Source organism: Qipengyuania sp. S6317L1 (assembly GCF_023015615.1).
Classification (GTDB): domain Bacteria; phylum Pseudomonadota; class Alphaproteobacteria; order Sphingomonadales; family Sphingomonadaceae; genus Erythrobacter.
The window spans coordinates 535250-558732 of the sequence record NZ_JALKAJ010000005.1; the positions used below are offsets into that span (position 1 = coordinate 535250).

Genomic DNA, 23483 nt, shown 5'->3' on the forward strand with positions numbered 1-23483 from the left:
AGCCTTCTGTGCACAAAATTGCACCTCAATCATCGCTTGATAACCGCCACGTTCCCCTTGGCGTTTGGTTAAAATCGTTGCACAACCCCGCTCCAAGAGTTGAGGGTTAAGTGCCGCTTAAAAGGCGCTCGCAAAAAAGGGACTTATCAAACAATGGCAGCATCCAGCGTCGGGCACGAAAACTGGTCATCGCGCAGCGCGTTTATCCTTGCGGCCGTTGGGTCGGCTGTAGGCCTTGGCAATATGTGGCGATTTCCTGCTGAAGCTGGCGAAAACGGCGGTGGTGCCTTTGTTCTATTCTATATCTTCTGCGTGCTGCTGATCGGTTTGCCGGTGCTTTTGTCCGAGGTTCTGATCGGCCGCCACGGCCAGGCTAATGCGCCTGAATCGGTGCGCCGGCTTGCTCGCGATTCAAATGCGTCGGGTGGCTGGGGATTTATCGGTTCCATAGGTGTCTTTGCCGCTTTCCTCATCCTCAGCTTCTACTGCGTCGTTGGCGGTTGGGTGGTTTATTACATCGGCATTTTTGCAGGCGATCTGTTCCAGACCGGGCTCACTGGTGGAGCGTTTGAAGGGCGCGCAGCCGAAGATGTCGAGGGGCTGCTGCCGGGCCTGTTTGGCAATGGCGCGATGATGGTTGGGCTGAACCTCGGTTTCCTTGCGGCTACGATGTTTTTTGTCGCGCGCGGGGTGTCGAGCGGGATCGAATGGGTTGCGGTCTATCTTATGCCGCTGTTCTTTCTGCTCTTCCTTGGCATTACCATTTATGGCGCGTTCACCGGTAACTTTGGTGATGCGGTTGCCTATCTGTTTACGTTCGATTTTTCCAAGCTCACCCCGGCAGTGATGTTGGCTGCGGTCGGGCAGGCGTTCTTCTCGCTGTCGCTCGGTGTTGCCGGCATGATGACCTACGGCGCCTATGCCAACCGCGAAACCAATTTGGGCCACACTTCGGGGATTATCGCAGGCGCGGATACCGCCGTGGCGCTGCTCGCGGGGCTGGCAATTTTCCCGATCGTCTTCGCCGCCGGATTGTCGGCAAGCATCGGGCCGGGTCTCATGTTCCAATCATTGCCTATCGCGTTCCAGGCGATGCCGTTTGGCTCGCTTATCGGCCTTGCGTTTTTCATCATGATCTTTTTCGCAGCGCTCACCAGCTCGGTTTCGCTGCTCGAAGCGCCGACTGCGTGGACTTATGAAAGGTTCAAGATCACGCGACCTCTCGCGACGGTGATTGTGGGGCTGGGTGCGGCTGTTCTGGGTGTATTATCGGCGTTGTCTTTCAACACTCTCGGTGAGTTCTATCCGCTGGGCTTCATCCCGCTCTTTGCGGAAACCAATTTCTTCGACACACTCGATGGCGTGACGGCGAAGCTGTTCATGCCGATTGGCGCGATCCTGACGTGCATTTTTGTGGGCTGGATTGCCGATGCGCGGCTGATCGACAACGAGAACGGTCTTGATGGCGGACTGCACCTTTTGTGGCGGGTGTTGGTGCGCTTTGTGTGCCCGATTGTTCTCACCGTGATTTTGGTGATGGGGCTGCTCGCTTAAGTTTTGCCGAAAATGGGAGGAGTGCGCACTTGCACTCCTCCTTCTTATGTGGAACATAATGGGAACAAAGGGGCTCTGGGCGAGTCTCTTCACCTGTTCCTATGACCCAATCGGCTTCTCCTTCCCGGCCTGACGCGCCGCCCGTTCTGCACCTCTCCGGTGTGGACACCGCTGCTTTGTCGAAGCCTCTTCTTTCTGGACAGCGCGAGGCGCGGTGGCGTCCGGGCCTTGCTGACCAACCTTTGCATAGCGAGATTTTTGCAAGCGCGCGTGATGCCAGCGGGGCAGGGCTGGCGATGGCCCTGGCGCGCGATGCGCTGAGTTCTTCCGGATCGGTTGCGGGTGAGAAGGAACATGCTCTGGCCGAGGCGGAAGATCTGCGCCAAGTGCTCTGGGTGCAGGACAGCCGCGCGATTGCAATGAACGGACGACCCTATCTCTACGGGCTTCCCGAAGAATGGCGCGAGCGGCTGATCTGTGTCGAGGCGAATACTCCCGAAGATGCGCTGTTTGCCCTCGAAGAGGGGCTCAAATGCCGCGACCTGATGTGCGTGATCGGAGAGATTGCGGGTAATCCGCGCGCGCTCGATTTCACCGCGTCGAGAAGGTTGAGCCTGACGGCGGAAAAGCACGGTGTTGCGCTGTGGCTGGTGCGGCTTGAGGCCGAAGCGGATTTGTCCTCGGCGCGTATGCGTTGGAGGGCACGCCCTGCGGTGTCTGAAAGCCCGCGCTGGAATGCAACCGCTCCGGGCGAGCCTATGTGGCAGGCCGAGCTTTTCCGCGCCCGCTCCCATGCGCCGGGGGAATGGACGCTGAGTTCCCAGGACGGTCGATTGTGCGTGCCCAAACCGCCCAGGCAATCCGTCAAAGAAGCCGCCAAAGAACCCACCAAAGAAACCGGGCATCCTCTCGAGCATACACGCAATGTCCCTTTCAAACCTCCCAAGCATCCCCAGAAAAGACCGGCGCATTCTGGCAATCTGGTGCGCGCAACTTTCGGTCGATCGCTGGCAGCTGTCGCGAGGGGCTGAGGCTGAAGAGGGGCGCGCGAATGAAGGTGAGGGCGAACCGCCAACCGCCCTCATCACCGAGACCGCCCATGGCCCGCGTATTGATGCGGTAAATGACAGCGGTGCCCGCGTGGGCGCAAGGGTGGGCATGATGCTCGCCGATGCGCGCGCACTTTATCCGAACCTCAAGACCGCGCCTTCCGATCCTGCGGGTGATCTCGCGTGCCTTGAGAAGCTTGCTGTGTGGGCGCAGCGCTGGGGCCCGTGGAGCGCGCTTGATCCGCCCGATGGCCTGCTCGTCGATGTGACAGCGGTTGCGCATCTATTTGGCAGTGAGGGCAGGCTTATCGCCGACGTCGAGCGTGCTTTTGCCAAGCGCCATCTGCGAGTGCGCGCGGCCATTGCCCCCACGGCGGGTGCGGCCTGGGCGATGGCGCATTACGGCCCGCGCGGTAGCATCATCAATCCTTCCCACTCAGGCGAAGATTTCATTCGTCACCTCGCAGACCTTCCCGCAGCAGCGCTGCGCCTTGACCAGGATGTTCTTACCGTCCTTCGCCGCCTCGGCCTCCAGCGCCTCGGCGATCTGGCTGATATTGCGCGCGGCGCCACAAGCCGCAGCGAAGCCGCTGCAAGAGACGCGCTTCGCCGCCGGTTTCGCGGTCGCAAATCGCCCGCTGCCAACCCGCTCATCCGCTTGGACCAGTTGCTCGGCCGCGTGCCTGAACCGCTGCTTCCGGTGGTGCCTGAACAGATGCCGCTCGTGCAGCGCCGCTTGATGGAGCCCTTGCGCCACCGCTCGCTGCTCGACCAGGTGCTGGAGGACCTGGCGCAGGACATGGCGCGCGAACTCGAAGCTCAGGGGAAGGGGGCAAGGAGACTTGAACTCGGCATGTGGCGGGTCGATGGCGAGGTGATCGTGCGGCGCCTCGAACTCGCTGCCGCGACACGCGATCCTCAACACATTACCCGCCTGTTCGGAGAAAAGCTTGAAGGGATAGAGGCAGGCTTCGGGATCGAAACCGTGCGGCTGCGCGCTTCTTGGGCGGAACCCTTGGCCGCCAGCCAAGCTGATGTCGAAGAGGCCGCTGCGCGCCACGGCACCTCGCTTTCGGCCTGCGTTGACCGGCTCACCGTGCGGCTTGGCCCGAATGCGGTGCGCCGCCCTGTGCCCCGTGCCAGCCATTTGCCCGAACGCGCACAAAGCTGGCAACCTGCGCTCGCCCCTGTGCCTGCGCTGCGCACGCCCAGCTTCTCGCGCAAGAGGCCGCTCAAGCTGCTCGACCGGCCAGAGGCAATCTCCGTCCTTTACGCTTCTCCCGATGGCTATCCCCAGCGCTTTCGCTGGCGTGGCCAAGTGCATGAGGTGGCGCGCGTCGAGGGGCCTGAGCGGATTGCACCTGAATGGTGGCGCGAGCGTTCGACCACGCGGCTGCGTGATTATTATGCCATCGAGGATGCGCATGGCGCGCGCTACTGGATATATCGCTCCGGCATTCTGGGCGATGGCCGCGGGGGGACACCGCACTGGTATCTCCACGCAATTGCCACATGAATGCGTAAAGAAATTAAGGATAGAATTTAGGAAATTCTTACTGTCTTTTGCGTAATGATCGGGTTCACCGACTTTAGCGACACCACGGAGACGGCGCGCATGGCGAGTTTGCCGCAGAACAATAACCCAAGAGCGTCTCAACGGCGTCCCTTGCACCTGTTGATCAAGGGCCGCGTTCAATCACGCTCGATCTATGCCAAACTCATTGATATTTCAGAGGGCGGCTGCAAGATTTGTGCAACCGAAGGCTTCGCCAATCTGGGCGAAAGGGTGACCATCCGTGTTAACGGGATCAACACCCCGCTGGGCAAGGTCGCATGGGTCGAGGGCAAAATGGCAGGGGTGACATTTGAAAGCCCGATGCACGTCGCCGTGCTCGATCACCTGTGCGCAAATGTTTATGATGCAACAGACTATCAAAAACAGCGTATGCACCAAATGTGATCGCTAGCAGGCGATGCGCTTGACCGGCGTTGCCATTGTTCAGACACAAAAAGGGGCCGGGAGGAACATCCGGCCCCTTTCGTTTTCACAGCACATGGCTGTGGGTAAGAAAGCTTAGTTGCCCGGATTGTAAGGGATGGTCGACTTGTGCACGGCCATCTTCAGATCGCCTTCCGCATCCCGGATATAACCGATTGTATATTCCACCTTTACCTCATCACCGCCATTGGCCGGAGTGAAGTAGTAGTTGCCCATCGCAACGGCCATGTTGCAGATATTGTTGGTGATGCCGGCATTCTGCCAACGCACCGATGACCACGGGGTGATCGCAAAACCCTTGTCTTCAGGATAAGAGTCGTTTCCGCCCACGAAGTAGGACAATGCACCATCGAAGGATGGTCGGAATTGCTCGACCGAGGCAAGCGTTGGTTTGAACAACACAAGGCTTTCGTCATAGGCGTAGAATGTGTCGATGTGGTCAATCGCGGCCTGGCGATAATCGCTGCCCGATGAATAGGCTTCGCCGATCTTGATGATGCCATCGCCCCACGCAGCCTGCGCGGCGATCACTTCCTTTTCCGTGATGCATTGCATCTGCGCCTCGGTTGGACCGGTCGGCTCGCCTGCACCGATCGGAGTGTTGTCATTGGTCTGTGCGGTGGCGGCGGTGGCAAGGATGGCAGTCGCTGCGGCTGAAGCTGTCAGAGTGAGCTTCGCGCGGTTGAATACGGTGTTCTTCATTATAGTCTCCTTGGAGGGGATCGTCCCCGGAACGTCTGGGTATGAAATAGGGAGATCAGGAAGGTCGCGAAATTCCCCGGCGGGCCTAAGTCAAAGCGTGTAGGCCGCTTGGCCTATGCTTTTTCCGCATTTTGGGGGGGAGGGTTGCACAGTTTGTAATTGCAGGGATGGGGTAAAGAACATATGTAGAACACATGATTCAGAGATCACCTCAAAAGTCCTTGCGCGAAAGGCTGGAAATCCTCGCCGATGCGGCAAAATATGATGCGTCCTGCGCCTCGTCGGGCACGGCGAAAAAGAACTCGCTTGGCGGAAAAGGCGTGGGCTCAACCGAGGGGATGGGCATTTGTCATGCCTATGCGCCCGATGGGCGGTGTATCTCGCTTTTGAAGGTATTGCTGACCAATCACTGCATCTTTGATTGCCATTATTGTATCAACCGGAAGAGCTCGAACACGCCGCGCGCGAAGTTCACACCGCAGGAAGTCGCCGACCTCACGATCAATTTTTACAAGCGCAATTATATCGAGGGGCTGTTTCTCTCCTCTGGTATCATCAAAAGCTCCAACCACACGATGGAACAGTTGATGGAGACCGCGCGCATCTTGCGCGAGGAATATGATTTTCGCGGCTACATCCATTTGAAAACTATTCCGGAGGCAGACCCTGAGCTGATCGAGCAGGCGGGAATGTATGCCGACCGGGTCTCGATCAATGTGGAACTGCCGACCAAAGCTGGTCTGACGAAGCTTGCCCCTGACAAGAACGAGGCGGAGATTGAGGGGGCTTTGGCAAAGACCAAGAACCGCATCATTCAGGCGAAGGATGAACGAAAGCGCTTTCGCCATGCGCCGCGCTTTGCACCTGCGGGGCAATCGACGCAGATGATTGTGGGGGCGGACGATGCCAATGACGCTGCGATCGTGAGCCGGGCTAGCAATCTCTACGGTAATTTCGGCCTTCGCCGGGTTTACTACAGCGCCTTTTCACCGATCCCCGATGCAAGCGCGGTGCTGCCGTTGAAGCGCCCGCCTTTGATGCGCGAACACCGGCTGTATCAGTCCGATTGGTTGATCCGGTTTTACGGCTTTGGTGCGAATGATGTGGCCGATGCGACTGAGAAGGATGGTAACCTCCCGCTTGATATTGATCCCAAGCTTGCCTGGGCACTGAAGTTCCGGGGGCAGTTTCCGGTTGATGTGAACCGTGCGTCCAAGGAGCAATTGCTGCGCGTGCCCGGGCTGGGGACAACGGCGGTGGGACGTATCCTGAAGGCGCGGAGATATCGTCGACTGCGCCTGGAGGATGTGGGAAAGCTGACCCAATCCATCGCCAAGGTGCGTCCCTTTCTGGTGGCCGCTGATTGGAGCCCAACGCGGCTGACCGATCGGGCAGATTTGCGCTCGATGCTCGCGCCCAAACAAGAGCAGCTGGAGCTGTTTTGATGAGCGCCCTCCAGCACGTCTCCCTCGGCGCGCATTATGTCGTCCATTTGCCCAGACCCGATGACTTTGCCTTCTGGCGCGAGCGCGCGCGACAACTCATCCAATGCGATGTGCCCCCTGACCGGGTGAGCTGGGTTGAGCCGGGCGGGACGGGCGATCTGTTTGCTTTCGAGGGGCCATCACGCGGTGAGAAACGCCTGCCTGTGCCCGGCGCTGACGCGGGCGAGGTGCGCGCCTCGAAACGCTTCATGCGCCTTGCCCGCAATGCTTCGGTCCATTCTGATCCTGAACGTTTCAGCCTGCTCTATCGCGTGCTCTGGCGGCTCCAGTCGAAGCCGGGAATGATGCAGGACAGCGTAGACACCGACGTGCGCCGGATCGAGGAACTCGACAAGGAAGTGCGCCGCGACGCGCACAAGATGCACGCCTTCGTCCGCTTTCGCCTGATTGAAGGTAATGAGGTCGAGAATGAGGGCCAGGAGCACTACGTCGCGTGGTTTGAGCCCGACCACCATATCGTGCGCCGTGAGGCCGGCTTTTTCATGCGCCGCTTTGCCAATATGAACTGGTCGATCCTGACGCCGCGCGGAAGCATCCACTGGGACGGCGAGACTATGCGCGAAGGCCCTTCGGCCCGGCGCGAGGACGCTCCAGCAGGCGATCCGGTCGAGGCTTTGTGGAAGTCTTATTACGCCTCAACCTTTAACCCGGCGCGGTTGAAAGTCGGTGCAATGCTTTCGGAAATGCCCAAGAAATACTGGAAAAACATGCCCGAGGCCGAGCTTATTCCTCAGCTTATCGCAGGCGCACAGGCGCGCGAGGCAGGTATGGTGGCTGCGGGGACGCGCGAGGTTCGCGAAATGCCTTCAAGCCTTGAGGCCATCGCCGGGGGCATCAGTGCGTGCCGCGATTGTCCGATAGCCGAATGTGGCACCCGCGCGGTGATGGGCGAGGGGGCTCCGGGCAGCTCCCTGATGATCGTGGGCGAACAGCCGGGGGATCAGGAGGATTTGGCAGGGCGGCCTTTCGTGGGGCCTGCGGGCCAATTGCTTGATGTCTATCTCGATAAGGCGGGTATTGACCGAGGGGCATCCTACGTCACCAATGCTGTCAAACACTTCAAATTTGTGAGCCGCGGCAAACGCCGGATCCACCAGACCCCGCAAGCCAAGGAAATCGATACTTGTCGCTGGTGGCTCGAAGCCGAGCGCAAGATCGTACAGCCCCGCGTGGTTCTGGCCCTTGGCGCAAGCGCTGCAAGAGCAATGCTTGGCCGCACGGTGAGCCTTGCGAAAGAGCGCGGGCGACCCGCTCCGTTGGAGGATGGCAGCGAGCTTTGGATAACCGCGCACCCCTCCTATCTCCTTCGGCTCGATGGCGAGGCGAGAGCAGCGCAAGAAGAGCTTTTCGCGCGTGACCTCGCGGCGGTGCGAGGACGCCTCTTCGAGTTGGCAGCATGAAATGCCCGAGGCCCCGCTCACCCCTGACAAACGCACGCTGGAGGTCGATCCTGACGCAATCGAGCCGCCACAACCCGCGCCTTTTGTAGAACTGGGGCTGGTAAGCTGTTTCAGCTTTCTTCGCGGCGCGTCCGATGCGGTCGACCTTGCCATGACTGCGCGGAGCCAAGGCTATGACGCGCTGGGCATTGCGGATGTGAACAGCTTTGCAGGCGTGGTGCGGCTTCACACCGAAGCAAAGACCCTCAAGCTGCGCCCCGTGATCGGCACCCGCATCGAAACGGTCGAGGGGCTGGCCTTCCTTGCCTATCCGAGGGACCGCAAGGCCTATGGCCGCCTCTCGCGCCTCATCAGCCAGGGGCGGATGCAGACGCTGGACGGTGAGTGGCAGGAGAAAGGCGTGTGCGAGATCAGCCTTGCAATGCTGGCAGAGCATTCGGAGGGCGTGCAACTGATCCTGCTCCCGCCGGATGATCTGAGCGCGCAGTTCACCATTGAGGTTGAGAGCAATGTCGTGCCGTTCAGGCCCGATGGCGATGTGGCGGAGAGCGTGTCATTCTCAGCCCCTTTTCCCAAACTGCTTACGCATCTTGCCCGGCAACTCGCGGGGCTCGGCCACCTCGCGGCAAGCTATCTCTACCGCGGCGATGACGTCGCTCGGATCGACGAACTCGACAGGTTGGCGCGCGACAACGGCCTGACCCTGCTCGCCACCAACGACGTGCATTACCATGCGCCCGCGCGCAGGCCCTTGCAGGACGTCATGACGGCGATTGCGCACAAGACCACGGTGGCAGAGGCCGGCCACCTGCTCCACGCCAATGCGGAGCGGCATCTGAAATCTCCCGAAACCATGCTCCGCCTGTTCGAGCGCTGGCCCCATGCGATTGAGGCGGCGCGCGAGGTGGCAGACAATTGCGACTTTTCCCTCGACGAACTCGCCTATGAATACCCGGAAGAAATCTACCCCGACGGCGTGTCGCCGCAAGGATTTCTTGAGGTCGAGACATGGGCAGGCGCTGAGCGGCGCTATCCAGACGGCGTTCCACAAACCGTTCACGATACGCTTGAGCGCGAGCTTGCCATGATCGCGAAACTGGACCTTGCGCGCTATTTCCTAACCATCAAGGATATCGTCGATTTTGCGCGCAGCGTAGACCCGCCGATCCTGTGTCAGGGGAGAGGGTCTGCCGCAAACTCTGCTGTTTGCTACTGCCTTGAAATCACCAGCGTTGATCCGGCCAAGCACCAGCTTCTCTTCGACCGTTTCATCTCCGAAGAACGCAAAGAACCGCCCGATATCGACGTTGATTTCGAGCATGAGCGGCGTGAAGAGGTGATCCAGTATATCTATGCCAAATATGGCCGCGCACGCGCTGGGCTGACGGCAACGGTCATCCACTATCGCCCCCGCATGGCGATCCGCGAGGTGGGTAAGGCAATGGGGCTTTCCGAAGATGTGACTTCGCGTTTGGCGAAAAGCGTCTGGGGATCATGGGGCCGCGAAATCAGCGAAAAGCACGCAAACGAAAGCGGTTTGGATGTGACCGATCCTCACCTCAAACGCGTGCTTGCCTTGACCGAACAAATGATCGGTATGCCGCGTCACCTCAGCCAGCATGTGGGCGGGTTTATCCTCACCGACGGGCCGCTCACCGAAAGCGTGCCTATCGGCAATGGCGCGATGCCGGACCGTTCTTTCATCGAGTGGGACAAGGACGATATCGAGGCACTGGGTATTCTCAAGGTCGATGTGCTGGCGCTCGGCATGCTTACTTGCATCAAGAAGTGTCTCGATCTGCTCGAAGCGCACCATGATCGCACTCTGACCCTTGCCAGCGTCCCGCGGGAGGATCCGGAAACCTACGCGATGCTGCGAAAGGGAGATTCGCTGGGCGTGTTTCAGGTCGAGAGCCGCGCGCAGATGAATATGCTCCCGCGTCTTCGCCCGCGAGAGTTTTACGACCTCGTGATTCAGGTGGCGATTGTGCGCCCGGGGCCGATCCAAGGCGATATGGTCCACCCCTATCTGAAGCGCCGGCGCGGCGCAGAGGAGGTGGTGATCCCCAAGCCTTCGCCAGCGCATGGCCCGCCGGACGAGCTTTCCAGCATCTTGGAGCGCACCTTGGGTGTGCCGATTTTCCAGGAGCAGGCGATGAAGATTGCGCTCGACGCGGCGAAGTTCTCCAGCCTCGAAGCCAACCGATTGCGCAAGGCGATGGCGACCTTCCGCTCGCGCGGGATGGTCGATGAGCTTCAGGACATGATGGTCGGGCGCATGGTAGAGCGCGGCTATGATCCAGAGTTTGCCGAGCGGTGTTTCAACCAGATCAGGGGCTTTGGCGAATACGGCTTTCCCGAAAGTCACGCGGCGAGCTTCGCGCATCTGGTGTATGTTTCAAGCTGGCTCAAATGCCACTTCCCGGCAGCCTTTGCAGCGGCGCTTTTGAACTCTCAGCCGATGGGGTTCTATGCACCTGCACAGATAGTGAGGGACGCGCGCGAACACGGCGTCGAGGTGCTTGCGGCGGATGTGAACCGATCAGAGTGGGATTGTACGCTGGAGGAAACCCGTCACCCCGGTAAAGACCGGAATGACGATCGGGGAAGGCAGGACCGCCACATTGCTCTGCGCTTGGGACTTCGCCAAATCGAGGGGCTGCACGAACATATCGCTGCGCAGCTTGTCGCCGAGCGCGTGGAAAACGGGCCATACCGCGATGTCGCAGAGCTACGCGAGCGCGCCGGGCTCTCCCCGCCGCATATTGAGCGGCTTGCGAGCGCCGATGCCTTTACCTCGTTGAACCTCCCTCGTCGTCAGGCCTTATGGGATGCGCGCAGCCTTATTGCAGGGCCTGACCTCCCGTTGTTCCGCGCGGCCGACGAGCGTGATGAGGGCGCGGAAAAATCGCCCACGAAGCTTCCGACGATGCCGCTCTCAGAAGAGGTGGTGAACGATTATCAGACGACGCGCCTCAGCCTTAAAGCACACCCGATGGCTTTCCTGCGGCCGCGCCTTGCCGAGCGTGGATTTGTGCGCGCCTGTGACCTCAGAAACCGCAAGTTTCGCTCCATGGTGCAGGTTGCAGGCGTCGTCCTCATCCGTCAGCGGCCGGGCAGCGCCAAGGGTGTGTGCTTTATCACGCTGGAGGATGAAACGGGGGTTGTGAACCTTGTCGTGTGGCCTGATCTCAAGGAGAAGCAGCGCCAAGTGGTCATGGGGGCGCGGTTGATGGAGGTGCGGGGGCGCGTCGAATATGACGATGAGGTCATTCACGTGATCGCGCACCATATGACCGATGCAAGCGATGCCCTCTATTCGCTGTCAGACGACATGCTCAACGCGCCGCTCGCGCGTGCAGACCATGTGAATACGCCGCTGCAATCCCATTCCCAGATACGCAAGGTCCACGAAACAGGCGAAGTCGTGCGACCCCGTGACATGATTGACCAATTGCCGCCGCCAAATGGAACGCCACATGGAACGCCAGGCGGCCACCCGCGTAACCATAGGATAATACCCAAGTCGCGCGATTTTCATTAAGGATCTAAAATGCCAGCGAAAAAGACTAGCAAAGGCTTGCGCGTGGTGCGCCGAATTCTTGTCCTTGGTCTTTTAGCTGCGGTGGGTATGGCTGGATGGAACTGGCTTGAGGACCATCCACAGCATAACCCGTGGGCCCCGCTTGACCTGCGCGATCCGATTGGACTTGCGACCGCGACAAAACTGGTCACACTTCGCGATGACATTGACCAGTGCCGCGCGGTGCTAGAGCGGAGCGATATAGCCTACACCGCTTTACCGCAAACAGGGGAGGGGGCGTGCGTGCGCCCTGACCGCACTCGCCTCACGGAATTTCCGTTCAGCCCCGGCAATCCTGCAACCACTTGCCCGGTGGCCGCAGCGATGGAGCTATGGCGCACCCGCAGCGTGGAGCCTGCCGCGCGCGACATTCTTGGCAGCGGTGTCGCGCGTTTCGAGCATCTGGGCGTCTATAACTGCCGCCGGATACGCGGGTCTTCCGACAATTGGAGCCAGCATGCGACCGGTAACGCGATTGATATCAGCGCAATCGTGCTTGAGGATGGGCGCCGGATCAGCCTGCTTGCCGGTTGGGAGGGCGAGAGCGACGAGGCACAGTTCCTGCGCCAGATCCGTGATGGTGCCTGCGGCGTGTTTGCGGTGGTCCTATCGCCCGATTACAATGCCGCGCACGCCGACCATTTTCACTTCGATCAGGGAGGCAATATGATGGGTGTCTGCCGCTAGGCCTTCTGCCTAGATCGCTTCGAGCGCATAACCGGCAGAACGCACGGTGCGTATCGGGTCTTTCACGCCTTCGATTTCGATTGCCTTGCGAAGCCGGCGGATGTGCACATCGACGGTGCGAAGTTCGATATCAGAAGCGGTGCCCCATACCCCATCGAGCAATTGCCCGCGGCTGAAAACGCGGCCCGGGCTCTCCATGAAGAATTTGAGAAGGCGATATTCGGTCGGACCCAATTGGAGGGTTTGACCGCGCCGCTGGACCTTATGGGCAACCGGATCGAGCTTGATATCGCCAACCTCGATTGTCTCGCCTGCAAGGGCCGGGCGAATGCGGCGCATGACCGCGGCCACACGGGCTAACAATTCACGCGGAGAAAATGGCTTGGTGAGGTAATCGTCTGCACCCATCTCCAAACCCCGGACCCGGTCATCCTCGGCCTCGCGCGCGGTCAGCATGATGATCGGCACATGGGCGGTCTGCTTGTCCCGGCGCAATTGACGGCACACCTCAATTCCGCTGGTCCCTTCGATCATCCAGTCAAGGATAATGAGATCGGGCACATCTTCGCGTGCAAGCATGAGAGCATCATCACCATCCTTGGTGCAACGCACAGTGTAGCCTTCATTTTGAAAACGGTATTCAAGAAGCTCGGAAAGGGCGGGATCATCTTCGACAAGAAGCAGTTTGGCCGCATGCATAGCGAGCGTCTCCTAAATTATGGCCCCGCGCCGTTCAGGCATCACCGAGCCGCCTTCCAGAGCCAATGTGTCAGTAACGCTACGGTTTTATGAAACCGAGCCCGCAAACTTATCCACCGCGCAACGCAATCTCTAGCGGTCATCCTCGGGCGGATAGACGCCGGTTGCAGCAAAGTGGACCATTTCGGCCACATTGGTGGCATGGTCTCCGATCCGCTCAAGGTTGCGAGCGACGAAGAGGAGTTGCGCAGCGCTCGAAATGGTCGCAGGATTTTCGACCATATAACTCACAAGATTGCGGAAAATGCTGTTGTAAAAAGCATCAACCTTGCTGTCGGTCGCGATCACTTCGCGTGCCAGTTCCGGGTCGCGCGCTGCGTAAGCGGTGAGCACGTCGTGGACCATTTCGGCAGCCACTTCGCCCATCGCAGGCAGAAGGGTCAGCGGCTCGAAACGGTCTTTCGCTTCAAGTTCACCGACACGCTTTGCGATGTTTTTGGAATAGTCGCCGATGCGTTCAACCACGCCGGCGATCTTGAGCGCTGCGATGACTTCACGAAGGTCATCGGCCATCGGCGCACGAAGAGCAATGACGCGGATCGCAAGCTTGTCCACCTGCATCTCGAGCTCATCGAGCTTCTTGTCGCCCTTAACGACCTTTTTGGCGCGCTCTACGTCGCCTGTCACCAGTGCTGCGAGCGACTCCTCGATCGCGACTTCTGCAAGGCCGCCCATCTCACCAATAAGCCCGCGCAGCCGCGTGATGTCCTCGTCGAACGCTTTTACTGTATGCTCATTCATTAGCCATACCGTCCTGTGATGTAATCCTTGGTACGCTGTTCGATAGGATTGGTGAAGATGTCGTTCGTGCGGCCATACTCCACAATCTCGCCCAAGTGGAAGAACGCGGTCCGGTCAGACACGCGCGCTGCCTGTTGCATAGAGTGTGTCACGATCACAATCGCATAGCGACCAGAGAGTTCCGCAATCAGTTCCTCGATCCGTGCAGTTGCGATCGGGTCAAGCGCAGAACAAGGTTCGTCCATCAGGATAACCTCGGGATCGACCGCAATCGCGCGGGCGATGCACAAGCGCTGCTGTTGGCCGCCGGAGAGCGCCGTGCCCGGATCGTTCAGTCGATCCTTGACTTCGTCCCAAAGGCCAGCGCGGCGCAGCGAGTTCTCGACGATTTCATCAAGATCGCTCTTTTGTTCAAAGATACCGTGGATGCGTGGGCCATAGGCGATGTTGTCATAAATCGACTTGGGGAAGGGGTTCGGCTTTTGAAACACCATCCCCACGCGCGCGCGCAACTGCACCACGTCCATGCTCGATGCGTAAATGTCGTCGCCATCAAGTTCGATTTTGCCAGTGACACGGGCCGAAGCGATGGTGTCGTTCATCCGGTTGAGTGCGCGCAAAAAGGTAGACTTGCCGCAGCCTGATGGGCCGATAAACGCCGTCACATATTTGGCAGGAATACCAATCGTGACGTCTTTGATCGCCTGTTTCTCGCCATAATAGACCGAGACGCCGTCGGCGTGCATCTTCGATGTGACTTCTTCGATGTTGGGATGGACTACGGTCACCAGCTTTTCTCGAATTTGTTGCGCAGGTAAATGGCAAGACCATTCATCAGCAAAAGGACAATCAATAGGACGATGATAGCCGCACTTGTCCGCTCGACAAAGCCGCGGTCGATTTCATCAGACCAGAGGAAGATCTGTACCGGCAAGACGGTCGCTGCAGATGTGAACCCTTCGGGCGGGGTTGCGACGAATGCGCGAAGGCCGATGAGGATAAGTGGCGCTGTTTCGCCCAGCGCGCGAGCCATACCAATGATGGTGCCGGTCAGCATCCCTGGCATAGCTAGCGGAAGCACGTGGTGAAAAACCACCTGAACCGGCGAAGCGCCCACCGCCAAGGCACCGTCGCGAATGGATGGCGGAACCGCTTTGATCGCGTTTCGACCCGAAATCACGATCACCGGCATGGTCATTAAAGCGAGGGTGACACCTGCGATAATCGGCGTTGACCGAAGGTTCGGAAAGAGCGTCATCAGGAAAAACAGACCGAGCAGACCAAAGATAATCGAAGGAACAGCAGCCAAATTGTTGATCGAGACTTCAAGGAAGTCGGTCCAACGGTTCTTCGGCGCGTATTCTTCTAGGTAGAGCGCGGCCATAATGCCGATCGGGAAGGCAAGCACAAAGGTCACCAGCATGGTGAGAACAGAGCCCTTGAGCGCGCCCCATATCCCGGCAAGTTGCGGATCGGTTGCGTCCGAGCGTTCAAGAAAACCAGTGTCGAGGTTCTTTGACAAAACCCCCTGATCAGACAGATTGCTCGCGAGCAACTGCATCTCGGCAGCGCCTTCGCGGGAATAGCCCGCCGAAAGGTCGGCAGAGGCGGCAAGCCATAGCGTTTCGTTGCGCGTCAGGATCGAAGGATCTGCATGGATCATGCTTGCCACTTCGCGCCATGCTTCGCTGTTCAACTGGTCTGCGCCCTCAGCTCCAAGGCTGTCTTGCGCAGCGCCATAAATTATCGAACGAAGCCCCTGGCTGTCGAGCGAACGCATGGTTTCCGGCGCTGTTGCGCTCGCCTCGGGTGGTTGCAGGCCGCTTTGCACAAAGTCGATTTCGACCGCCAGTTCGACGCGTTGAAACCCGCCAACGCCGTTCATCAACATGTTGCCAAGCAGCAAAATCAACACAATGACCGAGAACGAGATCGCAGCCAGCCCAAGCGCTTTGAAGCGCCGTTCTTGGGCATAACGCTGCTTCATGCGCTTCTCGAAACGCTCTGTCCGAGCAGCGGCGAGAGGGACCTCGCCAGTGGAAGGGGAGATAGCCTCACTCATAAGCTTCGCGGTACCTTTTGACGACGCTCAAAGCGATAAAGTTCAGGGCCAGAGTGACCAGAAACAGGATGAAACCAAGCGCAAACGCGCTCAATGTTGCAGGGTGGTCGAAGCTGCCTTCGCCGGTAAGCATTGCAACGATTTGAACCGTAACAGTGGTCATGGAGTCCAGAGGGTTGGCGGATAGATTGGCGGCGGTCGATGCTGCCATCACCACGATCATTGTTTCACCAATCGCGCGGCTGACCGCGAGCATTACGCCACCGACGATACCGGGAAGGGCCGCTGGCACGAGCACTTTCTTGATGGTTTCTGATGTCGTTGCACCCATCGCAAGGCTGCCGTCGCGCATTGCTTGAGGGACCGCTGCGATGCTGTCATCGGCCATGGATGAAACGAACGGAATGATCATCACACCCATGACAAGTCCAGCGGCGAGCGCGCTTTCGGACGAGGCATTGGCAATGCCGACCGCAATCGCCGCATCGCGAATGAGCGGGGCAACGGTAAGCGCGGCGAAATATCCGTAAACAACCGTCGGCACACCAGCGAGCACTTCAAGTGCAGGCTTCGCGAATGCGCGAAAACGCGGGTGAGCGTATTGCGTGAGGTAGATCGCACTCATCATGCCGAGCGGGATGGCCACGATCATGGCGATAATCGCGCCGATCAGGATCGTGCCCCAGAAAAGGGGAATTGCGCCGTAACGGGTGGGGTCCGGATTGTCCGGGTTCGCCATCGGATCGGGCGACCAGAATGTTCCGAAGAGAAAATCGATGGGCGACACCATCTCGAAGAAACGGAACGTTTCAAAGATAAGGCTCGCCAGAATGCCAAAGGTGCAGAACACCGCGACAAGCGACGCGAGGATGAGCAGCGCCATTATGACCCGCTCAACCCGGGTGCGGGCTCCGAAATCAGGCTTGATGCGCAGGAAACTGTAAGCGCCTGCCGCACCTGCGATAATCAAAGTGAGAGCGATCCCAATCCAGCGGTATTGCGCGATTGCATCGCTGAACGGCGCAACCATGGGCAGCGCATCGGGGTTCGTGGTCGAAGCGGCCACGCCGGTCGCCACCGCGCGGGCTTCCCGCAAGGCATCCAGCCTCGCGCTATCAAGCGCGGGAAGGCCATCGGCAGCGGGGCTGCCCAGAACTGACTGGAGAACGAGGCCCGGCGAAATCGCGTTCCAGATCAATACAAAGAGGATGGTTGGTACGAAGACCCAAAGGCCCACGTACCAACCATGATAATTGGGAAGGCTAGAAAGCCGGCCGCCCGCCTCAGCGCGAAGCGTCCACGCGCGGCTCCTCGCCGCTAACCATCCGGCGAGGGCAAGGCCCAGGACCAAGAGAAACGAAGCAGCCAGCGTTCTATCCTAACTTCGAAAAGTGCCTTACTTCAGTTCCGACCCGTCGAGGGTCGTGTACTCGGTCGCGGCTGCGAGATTCGCAGCCATGACATCGTCTGGCGACGCCACTAGTCCAATCGAAGCCAGAGGGCCACCGCGTTCCCACATTTTTGTCCACTCGGTGAGATATTCGGCAAGGCCGTTCACTTCGCCGACGTGGGCCTTTTTGACATAGACAAACAGCGGACGAGCGCCCGGATAAGCAAAGCTTGAGATGTTTTCATACGTCGGATCAACGCCGTTCATGGGAAGGCCTTGAACCTTGTCAGCGTTCTCTTCGAGGTAAGAATATCCAAATACGCCGACCGCGTTCTCATTGCTCTCGATCTTTTGAACGATGAGATTGTCCTGCTCGCCCTGATCGACATAAAGACCATCGGCGCGCACTTCGGTGCAAACCTGGTCGTATTTGTCCTCGTCCTCTTCCTTGAGCGCTTCCATTTCAGGGTTCGATTCGCAGCCAACTTCAAGGATCAGCTCTTTAAGAGCGTCGCGAGTGCCCGAAGTGGTAGGCGGACCGTAAACGAGGATTGGAAGGTCCGGCAGCGACGGGTCAACATCGGCCCAGGTCTGCGTAGTTTGCTCGCCGCCATAAGGAGCGGCAGCCAGCGCTTCGTACACAATCTTGGGGGTGAGGTTCAGCTGAATGCCGCCTTGCGAAGAAGCAAATGCGATCCCGTCGAGGCCGACCTGCATTTCGATCACGTCAACAACGCCGTTCTCTTGGCAATCGGCAAATTCGGATGCTTTCATGCGGCGCGATGCGTTGGTGGCTGAAGGTGTGTCGAGGCCGACGCCGGAACAAAACAGCTTCATACCACCGCCAGTGCCAGTCGATTCAATAACCACCGCAGGCAGTTCCGGATTGGAACGCGCAAGCGATTCCGAGACCGCCTTGGCGAATGGGAAAACAGTCGATGAGCCGACCGAACGGATGGTTTCGCGGCTTTCGACTTCGCCAAGTTCGTCACCACACGCGGTAAGCGCGAGTGTCGATGCGGCGAGAAGAATGGCTGATTTGCCGAGTTTCATTGTATTTGCTCCTTAAGAAGTTGGAGAAGTCCAATAGGGATTGATGTTTCAGCTTCGCGACAGGCTGATCACAATTTTTCAACAAACATGACAAAATGTGACCGGCCTGTTTCGTTTAGAAGTCAACTTGAGCGCGCGTGCCGAAGACGTGCACATCGTATGACGTATCGCCGCTCACTGTCGGAAAGGCTGCGTCGTCGTATTTCAGCAACCCATAGTTGAACAAAATCCGGGTGTAGTCAGTGAAGGTCCAGATGAGCGAGGCTTGCAGGCTGTCCTGTGTCCCGCCGATGATGCCTTTTGAATTCATATCGAGGTGGTCATAGCGCAGGTTCACCTGAAGCGCACCCGTGCCGCCTTCGCCCACTGGCTTGTTCGGCTTCACCCGGTCAAATTCGCCAATCTTGTAGCCGCGGCTATCGCCTTGCGTCAGGAAAAATCCTGCCTCGATCGAGCCACCGAAAAAGCTTGGGCTTGCAAGGGGGCCCGGGCGGTTAACGCTCTGACGGAAACCTTCGACCGCGACGTGAAACGGGCCGGCAATCGCTGCTGCTTCAAGCCCGAGCCCAAGCTCGCTGGTGGCGGAGAACCGATCGGTGTTGATAAAGCGGTTGTCGGTCCAGTGCACCAATGGCCGCTGGCGATAACGCACTTCGCTGCCTTCACCAAGCTTGTTGTAATGGACAGAGCCACCGAAGTGCAGCTGTGTCGAGCCTGATTTCGGGGCAAAGACAATTCGGCTGTCGAAGCTTGTGTTGTCATTGGGCAGGTCTTCGCTGTTATCGCTGAAAACGCCGCCCTGGATCATGAATTCGTCCGTTTTGTAAATTGCGGCCACACCGACGCGGCGTTCAAACGGGAGGACGTCGGTCCATGCCGAACGCTCAAGGAATGAGGTGTGGAGGCTGCTTGAAATTTCTTCGAGGCCCCAGAACGGGTTGAACTGGCCTGCCTGAAGGGTCAGTTCGCCATCTGTGTAGGATACGATCGCATCGGTGAGAGCCACTTGGTTCTCGGCAAAATCGGCCTCAATCTTATAGCCAAAGCCGCCGGGGATCTTGCCCGATGCACCAAGTCGAATACGGCGCGCTTCTGCGTCAAAGCCGCTGTCAGCGCCAGTCGAGCCGGGCGCGCTGACATAGCCGAAATCAATGTTTGCGCGGCCACGCGGCTTGAATGTGAAGCCTCGGTCATCTTTGACTTCTGGTGATGCTTTTAGTGTTACTTGCGGGCCGCTGGCTGAGGCCAATGTGGCTTCCTGAGCTGTGGCGGCTGCGGTTTTCGCAACATCTTGCGCGGCGCTCGCCGTGTTCTGTGCGGTTTGAGCGGCTGTCGCATTGTCTGCAACGCTGCTTTCCAGCTGCTCGATACGCGCTGAAAGACGTGCCAGTTCGGCACGCAGAGCTTCAATCTCAGCTTGGCTTGTGTCTGCATCCTGTGCGAGCGCCTGACCAGAGGTCGACGCGCACAATGCTGCGACCAGAATCGCAACGCGGGTTGGCTTTGTCATTGTAATTGTTCCTCCGCACCGCCGGAGTGTCCAGCAGGTCCGGTGGCGCCAATATGGCCGCAATGTGACGCAAGAGTGACCGTAGTATTACACTTTAGTGACAACTGTGGATTACCGCTAAAGTGACATCATTTAGCAAAATGCCGTGCGGCAATTGCCTTTTGTCAACTTGTGGGTCTGAATGCCGGCGCGGCATCTTTTGCCTCGGCCTCGGGGTCGACCTGAGGGAGCCGGACAATAACCCGCGTTCCAACGCCTTCGGTGCTTTGAATATCGAGACGTCCGCGATGGCGCTCGACAATGTGTTTGACAATCGCAAGACCAAGCCCGGTCCCGCCCGATGCCCGGCTCCGGCTTGGGTCGGTTCGATAGAAGCGGCGGGTGAGGTGGGGGACGTGTTCCGAAGGGATTCCATCGCCTGTATCGCTGACCGTAATACGTGCTTCGCCTGGCCGCGAATTATCGAGACGCACCCGTACGTACGTGTCGTCATGCCCATATTTGAAGGCATTATCGACGAGATTTCGGATGACCTGTTCAAGCTGCTGCTGATCGCCCTGAACGATGGGTTTCTCGGCGAGTTCAAATTCGAGCCAATCTGTTCGCTCGGCCCCCGCAGCATCGCGTGCCGCGCGTTCGACCAGAGGGGCAAGCTCGAGATTCTTATCAGGCAAATCGTGTTTCTCAGCCTCGACCCGTGACAGGCTCATAAGGTCGCTGATGAGGTGCTGCATTCGCTTCGCCTCGCGCTCGATTGTGCCGAGAAACTTCTGCGACATCGGTGTGTCGAAATTCTCGCCGCTCTCGCTCAACGTTTCGACATAACCGATGATGGAGGCAAGCGGTGTGCGAAGCTCGTGACTGGCATTGGCGACAAAGTCGGTGTGAGCGCGGCTGACATCGGCCTCGGCGTTCTGGTTGATAAGCTCGATTACGGCGAGTTCTTCATCAATCACCTGCCGATTGATGCGCCACACATCCTGACGACGAACCAATCCGCGAACGAGGGCCTGGCCGCCTTTCTTCTTGCCGAGCAGCTTGATCGCTGCGGGCTGGCGAAAGACGACGCGGGCGTCCTGTCCGCCGATATGCGTGCCAAGAAGCTTTCGCGCAGAGCGGTTGGCGATCGCGATATTGCCCTTTTCGGTCACGAGCACAGGCGTCGATGAATTCTCGACGAGTTCGCGCATTGAACTCATGCTGAGGCGCTTGTTGCGTTTGGCGGTCTGATTTTCTGGTGGGGTGCTGGTGACAAGGAACAGCGAGCCTATCCAAACGCCCAGAACTCCGCAAACCAGTACGAGATCAAGCCCGAGCAGCGCCATCACACCGCTCGTCAAACCTGCGAGCCATATGCCCGTAACGGGAATCGTGCGGCGGCTGACCATGGGTTCGCTCTAACGAGCAAGGGGCCAAGGTCAATTGCGTAATGACTTTGTCAGAAAGTCCAGAGGCCAAACGAAAAACGGCTCCCGAAGGAGCCGTTTGGGCCTGCTTGAAGCAGGAGCAAGTTTGGTGACCCGTACGGGAATCGAACCCGTGTTTCAGCCGTGAAAGGGCCGCGTCCTAACCGCTAGACGAACGGGCCACGCTCGCTTGCGGAAGCGCGCATCTAGGGGGGCACGCAGATTGGGTCAAGCCCTCATTTCGCACATTATGCGAAAAACTTTGCGTCACCCTCGCAGCGCGCCTGTTCAATCGGCAAATGCTGCGTCTTCCAGGTGAAGTTCAGCAGCAGGGCGAGGACCCCAATCGTCAATCTTGACCCGGCCTGCGAGATGGAATCGGCGCTGGGCGCTGCGGTGCATAAGGGTTTGCGCCATTTCAGTCTCGGCCGCCCTGAATGCGATCGCCTTGAAGCTCTTTCCATCCTGACCGCTGGCGATCACGCGCAAATGGTCCTTGCCCACAATGTCGGCCTTGATGATGCGCACAGGGCCAACGGCCACGCGAGGGGCAGGCCAGCCCACGCCATAGGGTCCTGCTGCTTCGAGTGTGTTTACCAGCTCAGGTGTAAGTCCGCCGGGCGATAGGGACAGGTCCAATTGCATCGACTGGCCCGCCCGCGCTTTCTCCACATCTCGTGCAAGCCGCGTGTCGAGGAACTCGCTAAAGGCGGAAAGTTTCGCCTCTTCTATGGTAAGCCCTGCGGCCATGGCGTGTCCGCCGCCAGCAACCAGCAATCCTTCCTCGCGCGCGGCAATGATCGCAGCGCCAAGATCGACCCCGCTGATCGAACGGCCTGAGCCTTTCCCTTCTTGCCCATCCAGAGCAATGACAATCGAGGGCTTGCCGGTCTTTTCCTTGATGCGTCCGGCTACAATGCCGATCACCCCAGGATGCCAGCCGCTCGCGGAGAGCACTTGCACAGCCATATTGTGCTGTCCGTCAAGCTGCGCTTCGGCGGCTTCCTGAACGGCAGCCTCAATGGCACGGCGCTCTTCATTGAGCACCGAAAGTTGCTCCGCGATTTCGCGCGCTTCTTCGGGATCGGTGGTGGTGAGGAGGCGCACGCCCAGCGTCGATTCTCCGATGCGCCCGCCTGCATTGATGCGCGGGCCCAAGGCAAAGCCCAGATCAGAGGCAATCGGCGCGCGCTTTAGTCTGCTTGCGTCCAGCAAAGCAGCCATGCCGATCCGGTCGCGGCGGCTGAGGACTTTCAAACCTTGCGCGACAAAAGCCCGGTTAAGCCCGTGGAGCGCGGCCACATCGGCGACCGTGCCAAGCGCCACCAGGTCAAGGAGCGCCATCAAATCGGGCTCTTTGCGGTTTTCAAAATACCCTTGCGCGCGCAATGTGCGCACAAGCGCAATCGCAAGGAGAAACGCCACACCCACGGCCGCCAGATGGCCGTGTGAGGCGGCAAGATCGCTTTCGTCGAGGCGGTTGGGGTTAACCAGCGCCGCGGTCGGAGGCAGGTCTGGCGAGCATTTGTGGTGATCGACCACGATCACGTCGACGCCTGCCTCGCGAGCCATGGTCAGCGCTTCGTGAGCCATCGCGCCGCAATCGACTGTTACGATCAGGCTGGAACCGTCCTGTGCCAGTTTGACCAGAGCCTCTCCACTGGGGCCATATCCTTCGAGCAGGCGGTCGGGGATATAATACCCGGCATCCACTCCGAGCGAGCGAAGCAGGTCGATCAGCAAGGCCGCGCTGGTTGCACCATCGACGTCGTAGTCACCGTAAATCGTTATCTGTTCACCGCTCTGCACCGCCTTTGCAATGCGCTCAGCGGCCGCATCCATGTCGCGAAATTCAGACGGGTTCGGCAGAAATTCGCGCATGGTGGGGCTGGCGTGTTTGGCAATCTCCTCGCGCGAGACCCCGCGCGAAACCAACAGTTGTTCGGTAATATCGGCAGCAAGTCCGTAGGTTTCTTCGCCGCAATCCATATTTCCGCCACGCCACAACCAGGCGCGGCCACCAAGCGACTGCGTTACGCCGAGAACATTCGAGAGAGAGCGAGTTGCCATAGAGTGCAAACTA

18 protein-coding genes and 1 tRNA gene are annotated in these 23483 nt (G+C 58.9%); 8 read left to right on the forward strand and 11 right to left on the reverse strand.

Annotated features, from left to right (window positions below):
* The first annotated feature begins 153 nt into the window (after positions 1–153).
* The 4 genes from MWU38_RS14160 (at position 154) to MWU38_RS14175 (ending at position 4563) form a co-directional block, all read left to right on the forward strand.
* A complete protein-coding gene (locus MWU38_RS14160; protein WP_247272437.1) occupies positions 154–1554 on the forward strand; it encodes a sodium-dependent transporter in 1401 nt (466 codons plus the stop codon).
* A gap of 101 nt (positions 1555–1655) precedes the next feature.
* Positions 1656–2585 carry a recA-like protein gene (locus MWU38_RS14165; RefSeq protein ID WP_247272438.1) on the forward strand — a complete coding sequence of 310 codons (930 nt, stop codon included), beginning with the start codon at positions 1656–1658 and terminating at the stop codon, positions 2583–2585.
* Complete coding sequence (locus MWU38_RS14170; RefSeq protein ID WP_247272439.1) at positions 2479–4119, forward strand: DNA polymerase Y family protein; 1641 nt, start codon at positions 2479–2481, stop codon at positions 4117–4119. The genes MWU38_RS14165 and MWU38_RS14170 overlap by 107 nt, the downstream gene beginning before the upstream one ends.
* A 54-nt stretch (positions 4120–4173) precedes the next feature.
* Positions 4174–4563 (forward strand): PilZ domain-containing protein, encoded by a 390-nt coding sequence (locus MWU38_RS14175; RefSeq protein ID WP_247272440.1) that lies wholly within the window; start codon positions 4174–4176, stop codon positions 4561–4563.
* Positions 4564–4677: 114 nt separating this feature from the next.
* Here the strand turns inward: MWU38_RS14175 and MWU38_RS14180 are convergent, their stop codons facing one another.
* On the reverse strand, positions 4678–5304 hold the full coding sequence (locus MWU38_RS14180) for a phosphoribosyl-AMP cyclohydrolase (RefSeq protein WP_247272441.1): 627 nt from the start codon (positions 5302–5304) through the stop codon (positions 4678–4680).
* 194 nt (positions 5305–5498) lie between these two features.
* Between MWU38_RS14180 and MWU38_RS14185 the strand changes: the two genes are divergently transcribed.
* The 4 genes from MWU38_RS14185 to MWU38_RS14200 are packed head-to-tail and all read left to right on the forward strand — an operon-like array spanning position 5499 to position 12479.
* Positions 5499–6749: a putative DNA modification/repair radical SAM protein gene (locus MWU38_RS14185; RefSeq protein ID WP_247272442.1), complete on the forward strand. Its 1251-nt coding sequence runs from the start codon at positions 5499–5501 to the stop codon at positions 6747–6749.
* On the forward strand, positions 6749–8209 hold the full coding sequence (locus MWU38_RS14190) for a UdgX family uracil-DNA binding protein (RefSeq protein WP_247272443.1): 1461 nt from the start codon (positions 6749–6751) through the stop codon (positions 8207–8209). Before MWU38_RS14185 ends, MWU38_RS14190 begins: the two co-directional genes overlap by 1 nt.
* 1 nt (position 8210) lies before the next feature.
* A complete protein-coding gene (locus MWU38_RS14195; protein ID WP_247272444.1) occupies positions 8211–11753 on the forward strand; it encodes an error-prone DNA polymerase in 3543 nt (1180 codons plus the stop codon).
* A 9-nt stretch (positions 11754–11762) separates the two neighbouring features.
* Positions 11763–12479 (forward strand): extensin family protein, encoded by a 717-nt coding sequence (locus MWU38_RS14200; RefSeq protein ID WP_247272445.1) that lies wholly within the window; start codon positions 11763–11765, stop codon positions 12477–12479.
* A 9-nt stretch (positions 12480–12488) separates the two neighbouring features.
* Here the strand turns inward: MWU38_RS14200 and phoB are convergent, their stop codons facing one another.
* From phoB to recJ, 10 genes are all read right to left on the reverse strand, one after another.
* The gene (gene phoB, locus MWU38_RS14205; protein ID WP_247272446.1) at positions 12489–13178 is read right to left on the reverse strand and encodes a phosphate regulon transcriptional regulator PhoB; all 690 of its coding nucleotides are present in this window, start codon (positions 13176–13178) and stop codon (positions 12489–12491) included.
* A gap of 132 nt (positions 13179–13310) precedes the next feature.
* Positions 13311–13979 carry a phosphate signaling complex protein PhoU gene (gene phoU, locus MWU38_RS14210; RefSeq protein WP_247272447.1) on the reverse strand — a complete coding sequence of 223 codons (669 nt, stop codon included), beginning with the start codon at positions 13977–13979 and terminating at the stop codon, positions 13311–13313.
* Positions 13979–14725, reverse strand: coding sequence for a phosphate ABC transporter ATP-binding protein PstB (gene pstB, locus MWU38_RS14215; RefSeq protein WP_247272612.1), 747 nt, complete (start codon positions 14723–14725; stop codon positions 13979–13981). Before pstB ends, phoU begins: the two co-directional genes overlap by 1 nt.
* 38 nt (positions 14726–14763) lie before the next feature.
* Complete coding sequence (gene pstA / locus MWU38_RS14220; protein WP_247272448.1) at positions 14764–16041, reverse strand: phosphate ABC transporter permease PstA; 1278 nt, start codon at positions 16039–16041, stop codon at positions 14764–14766.
* Entirely contained in the window at positions 16034–17410 is a 1377-nt protein-coding gene (pstC, locus tag MWU38_RS14225; protein ID WP_247272613.1) for a phosphate ABC transporter permease subunit PstC, read from the reverse strand. The genes pstA and pstC overlap by 8 nt, the downstream gene beginning before the upstream one ends.
* A 27-nt stretch (positions 17411–17437) precedes the next feature.
* Positions 17438–18484 carry a substrate-binding domain-containing protein gene (locus MWU38_RS14230; RefSeq protein ID WP_247272449.1) on the reverse strand — a complete coding sequence of 349 codons (1047 nt, stop codon included), beginning with the start codon at positions 18482–18484 and terminating at the stop codon, positions 17438–17440.
* Between the two features lie 115 nt (positions 18485–18599).
* Positions 18600–19994 carry a porin gene (locus MWU38_RS14235; RefSeq protein ID WP_247272450.1) on the reverse strand — a complete coding sequence of 465 codons (1395 nt, stop codon included), beginning with the start codon at positions 19992–19994 and terminating at the stop codon, positions 18600–18602.
* A gap of 164 nt (positions 19995–20158) precedes the next feature.
* A complete protein-coding gene (locus MWU38_RS14240; protein ID WP_247272451.1) occupies positions 20159–21382 on the reverse strand; it encodes an ATP-binding protein in 1224 nt (407 codons plus the stop codon).
* 125 nt (positions 21383–21507) lie between these two features.
* A tRNA-Glu gene (locus MWU38_RS14245) sits at positions 21508–21582 on the reverse strand.
* 106 nt (positions 21583–21688) lie between these two features.
* On the reverse strand, positions 21689–23470 hold the full coding sequence (gene recJ / locus MWU38_RS14250) for a single-stranded-DNA-specific exonuclease RecJ (protein WP_247272452.1): 1782 nt from the start codon (positions 23468–23470) through the stop codon (positions 21689–21691).
* Between the last annotated feature and the right edge of the window lie 13 nt (positions 23471–23483).

Excerpts from the sequence above, each read along its gene's own strand:
- recJ (WP_247272452.1), bottom strand. The coding sequence starts at position 23,470 with ATGGCAACTCGCTCTCTCTCGAATGTTCTCGGCGTAACGCAGTCGCTT.
- MWU38_RS14230 (WP_247272449.1), bottom strand. The coding sequence starts at position 18,484 with ATGAAACTCGGCAAATCAGCCATTCTTCTCGCCGCATCGACACTCGCG.
- MWU38_RS14185 (WP_247272442.1), top strand. The coding sequence starts at position 5,499 with ATGATTCAGAGATCACCTCAAAAGTCCTTGCGCGAAAGGCTGGAAATC.
- MWU38_RS14190 (WP_247272443.1), top strand. The coding sequence starts at position 6,749 with ATGAGCGCCCTCCAGCACGTCTCCCTCGGCGCGCATTATGTCGTCCAT.
- MWU38_RS14200 (WP_247272445.1), top strand. The coding sequence starts at position 11,763 with ATGCCAGCGAAAAAGACTAGCAAAGGCTTGCGCGTGGTGCGCCGAATT.
- phoU (WP_247272447.1), bottom strand. The coding sequence starts at position 13,979 with ATGAATGAGCATACAGTAAAAGCGTTCGACGAGGACATCACGCGGCTG.
- pstA (WP_247272448.1), bottom strand. The coding sequence starts at position 16,041 with ATGAGTGAGGCTATCTCCCCTTCCACTGGCGAGGTCCCTCTCGCCGCT.
- MWU38_RS14160 (WP_247272437.1), top strand. The coding sequence starts at position 154 with ATGGCAGCATCCAGCGTCGGGCACGAAAACTGGTCATCGCGCAGCGCG.
- MWU38_RS14195 (WP_247272444.1), top strand. The coding sequence starts at position 8,211 with ATGCCCGAGGCCCCGCTCACCCCTGACAAACGCACGCTGGAGGTCGAT.
- MWU38_RS14180 (WP_247272441.1), bottom strand. The coding sequence starts at position 5,304 with ATGAAGAACACCGTATTCAACCGCGCGAAGCTCACTCTGACAGCTTCA.
- MWU38_RS14165 (WP_247272438.1), top strand. The coding sequence starts at position 1,656 with ATGACCCAATCGGCTTCTCCTTCCCGGCCTGACGCGCCGCCCGTTCTG.
- pstB (WP_247272612.1), bottom strand. The coding sequence starts at position 14,725 with ATGCACGCCGACGGCGTCTCGGTCTATTATGGCGAGAAACAGGCGATC.
- MWU38_RS14175 (WP_247272440.1), top strand. The coding sequence starts at position 4,174 with ATGATCGGGTTCACCGACTTTAGCGACACCACGGAGACGGCGCGCATG.
- MWU38_RS14240 (WP_247272451.1), bottom strand. The coding sequence starts at position 21,382 with ATGGTCAGCCGCCGCACGATTCCCGTTACGGGCATATGGCTCGCAGGT.
- MWU38_RS14170 (WP_247272439.1), top strand. The coding sequence starts at position 2,479 with ATGTCCCTTTCAAACCTCCCAAGCATCCCCAGAAAAGACCGGCGCATT.
- MWU38_RS14235 (WP_247272450.1), bottom strand. The coding sequence starts at position 19,994 with ATGACAAAGCCAACCCGCGTTGCGATTCTGGTCGCAGCATTGTGCGCG.
- phoB (WP_247272446.1), bottom strand. The coding sequence starts at position 13,178 with ATGCATGCGGCCAAACTGCTTCTTGTCGAAGATGATCCCGCCCTTTCC.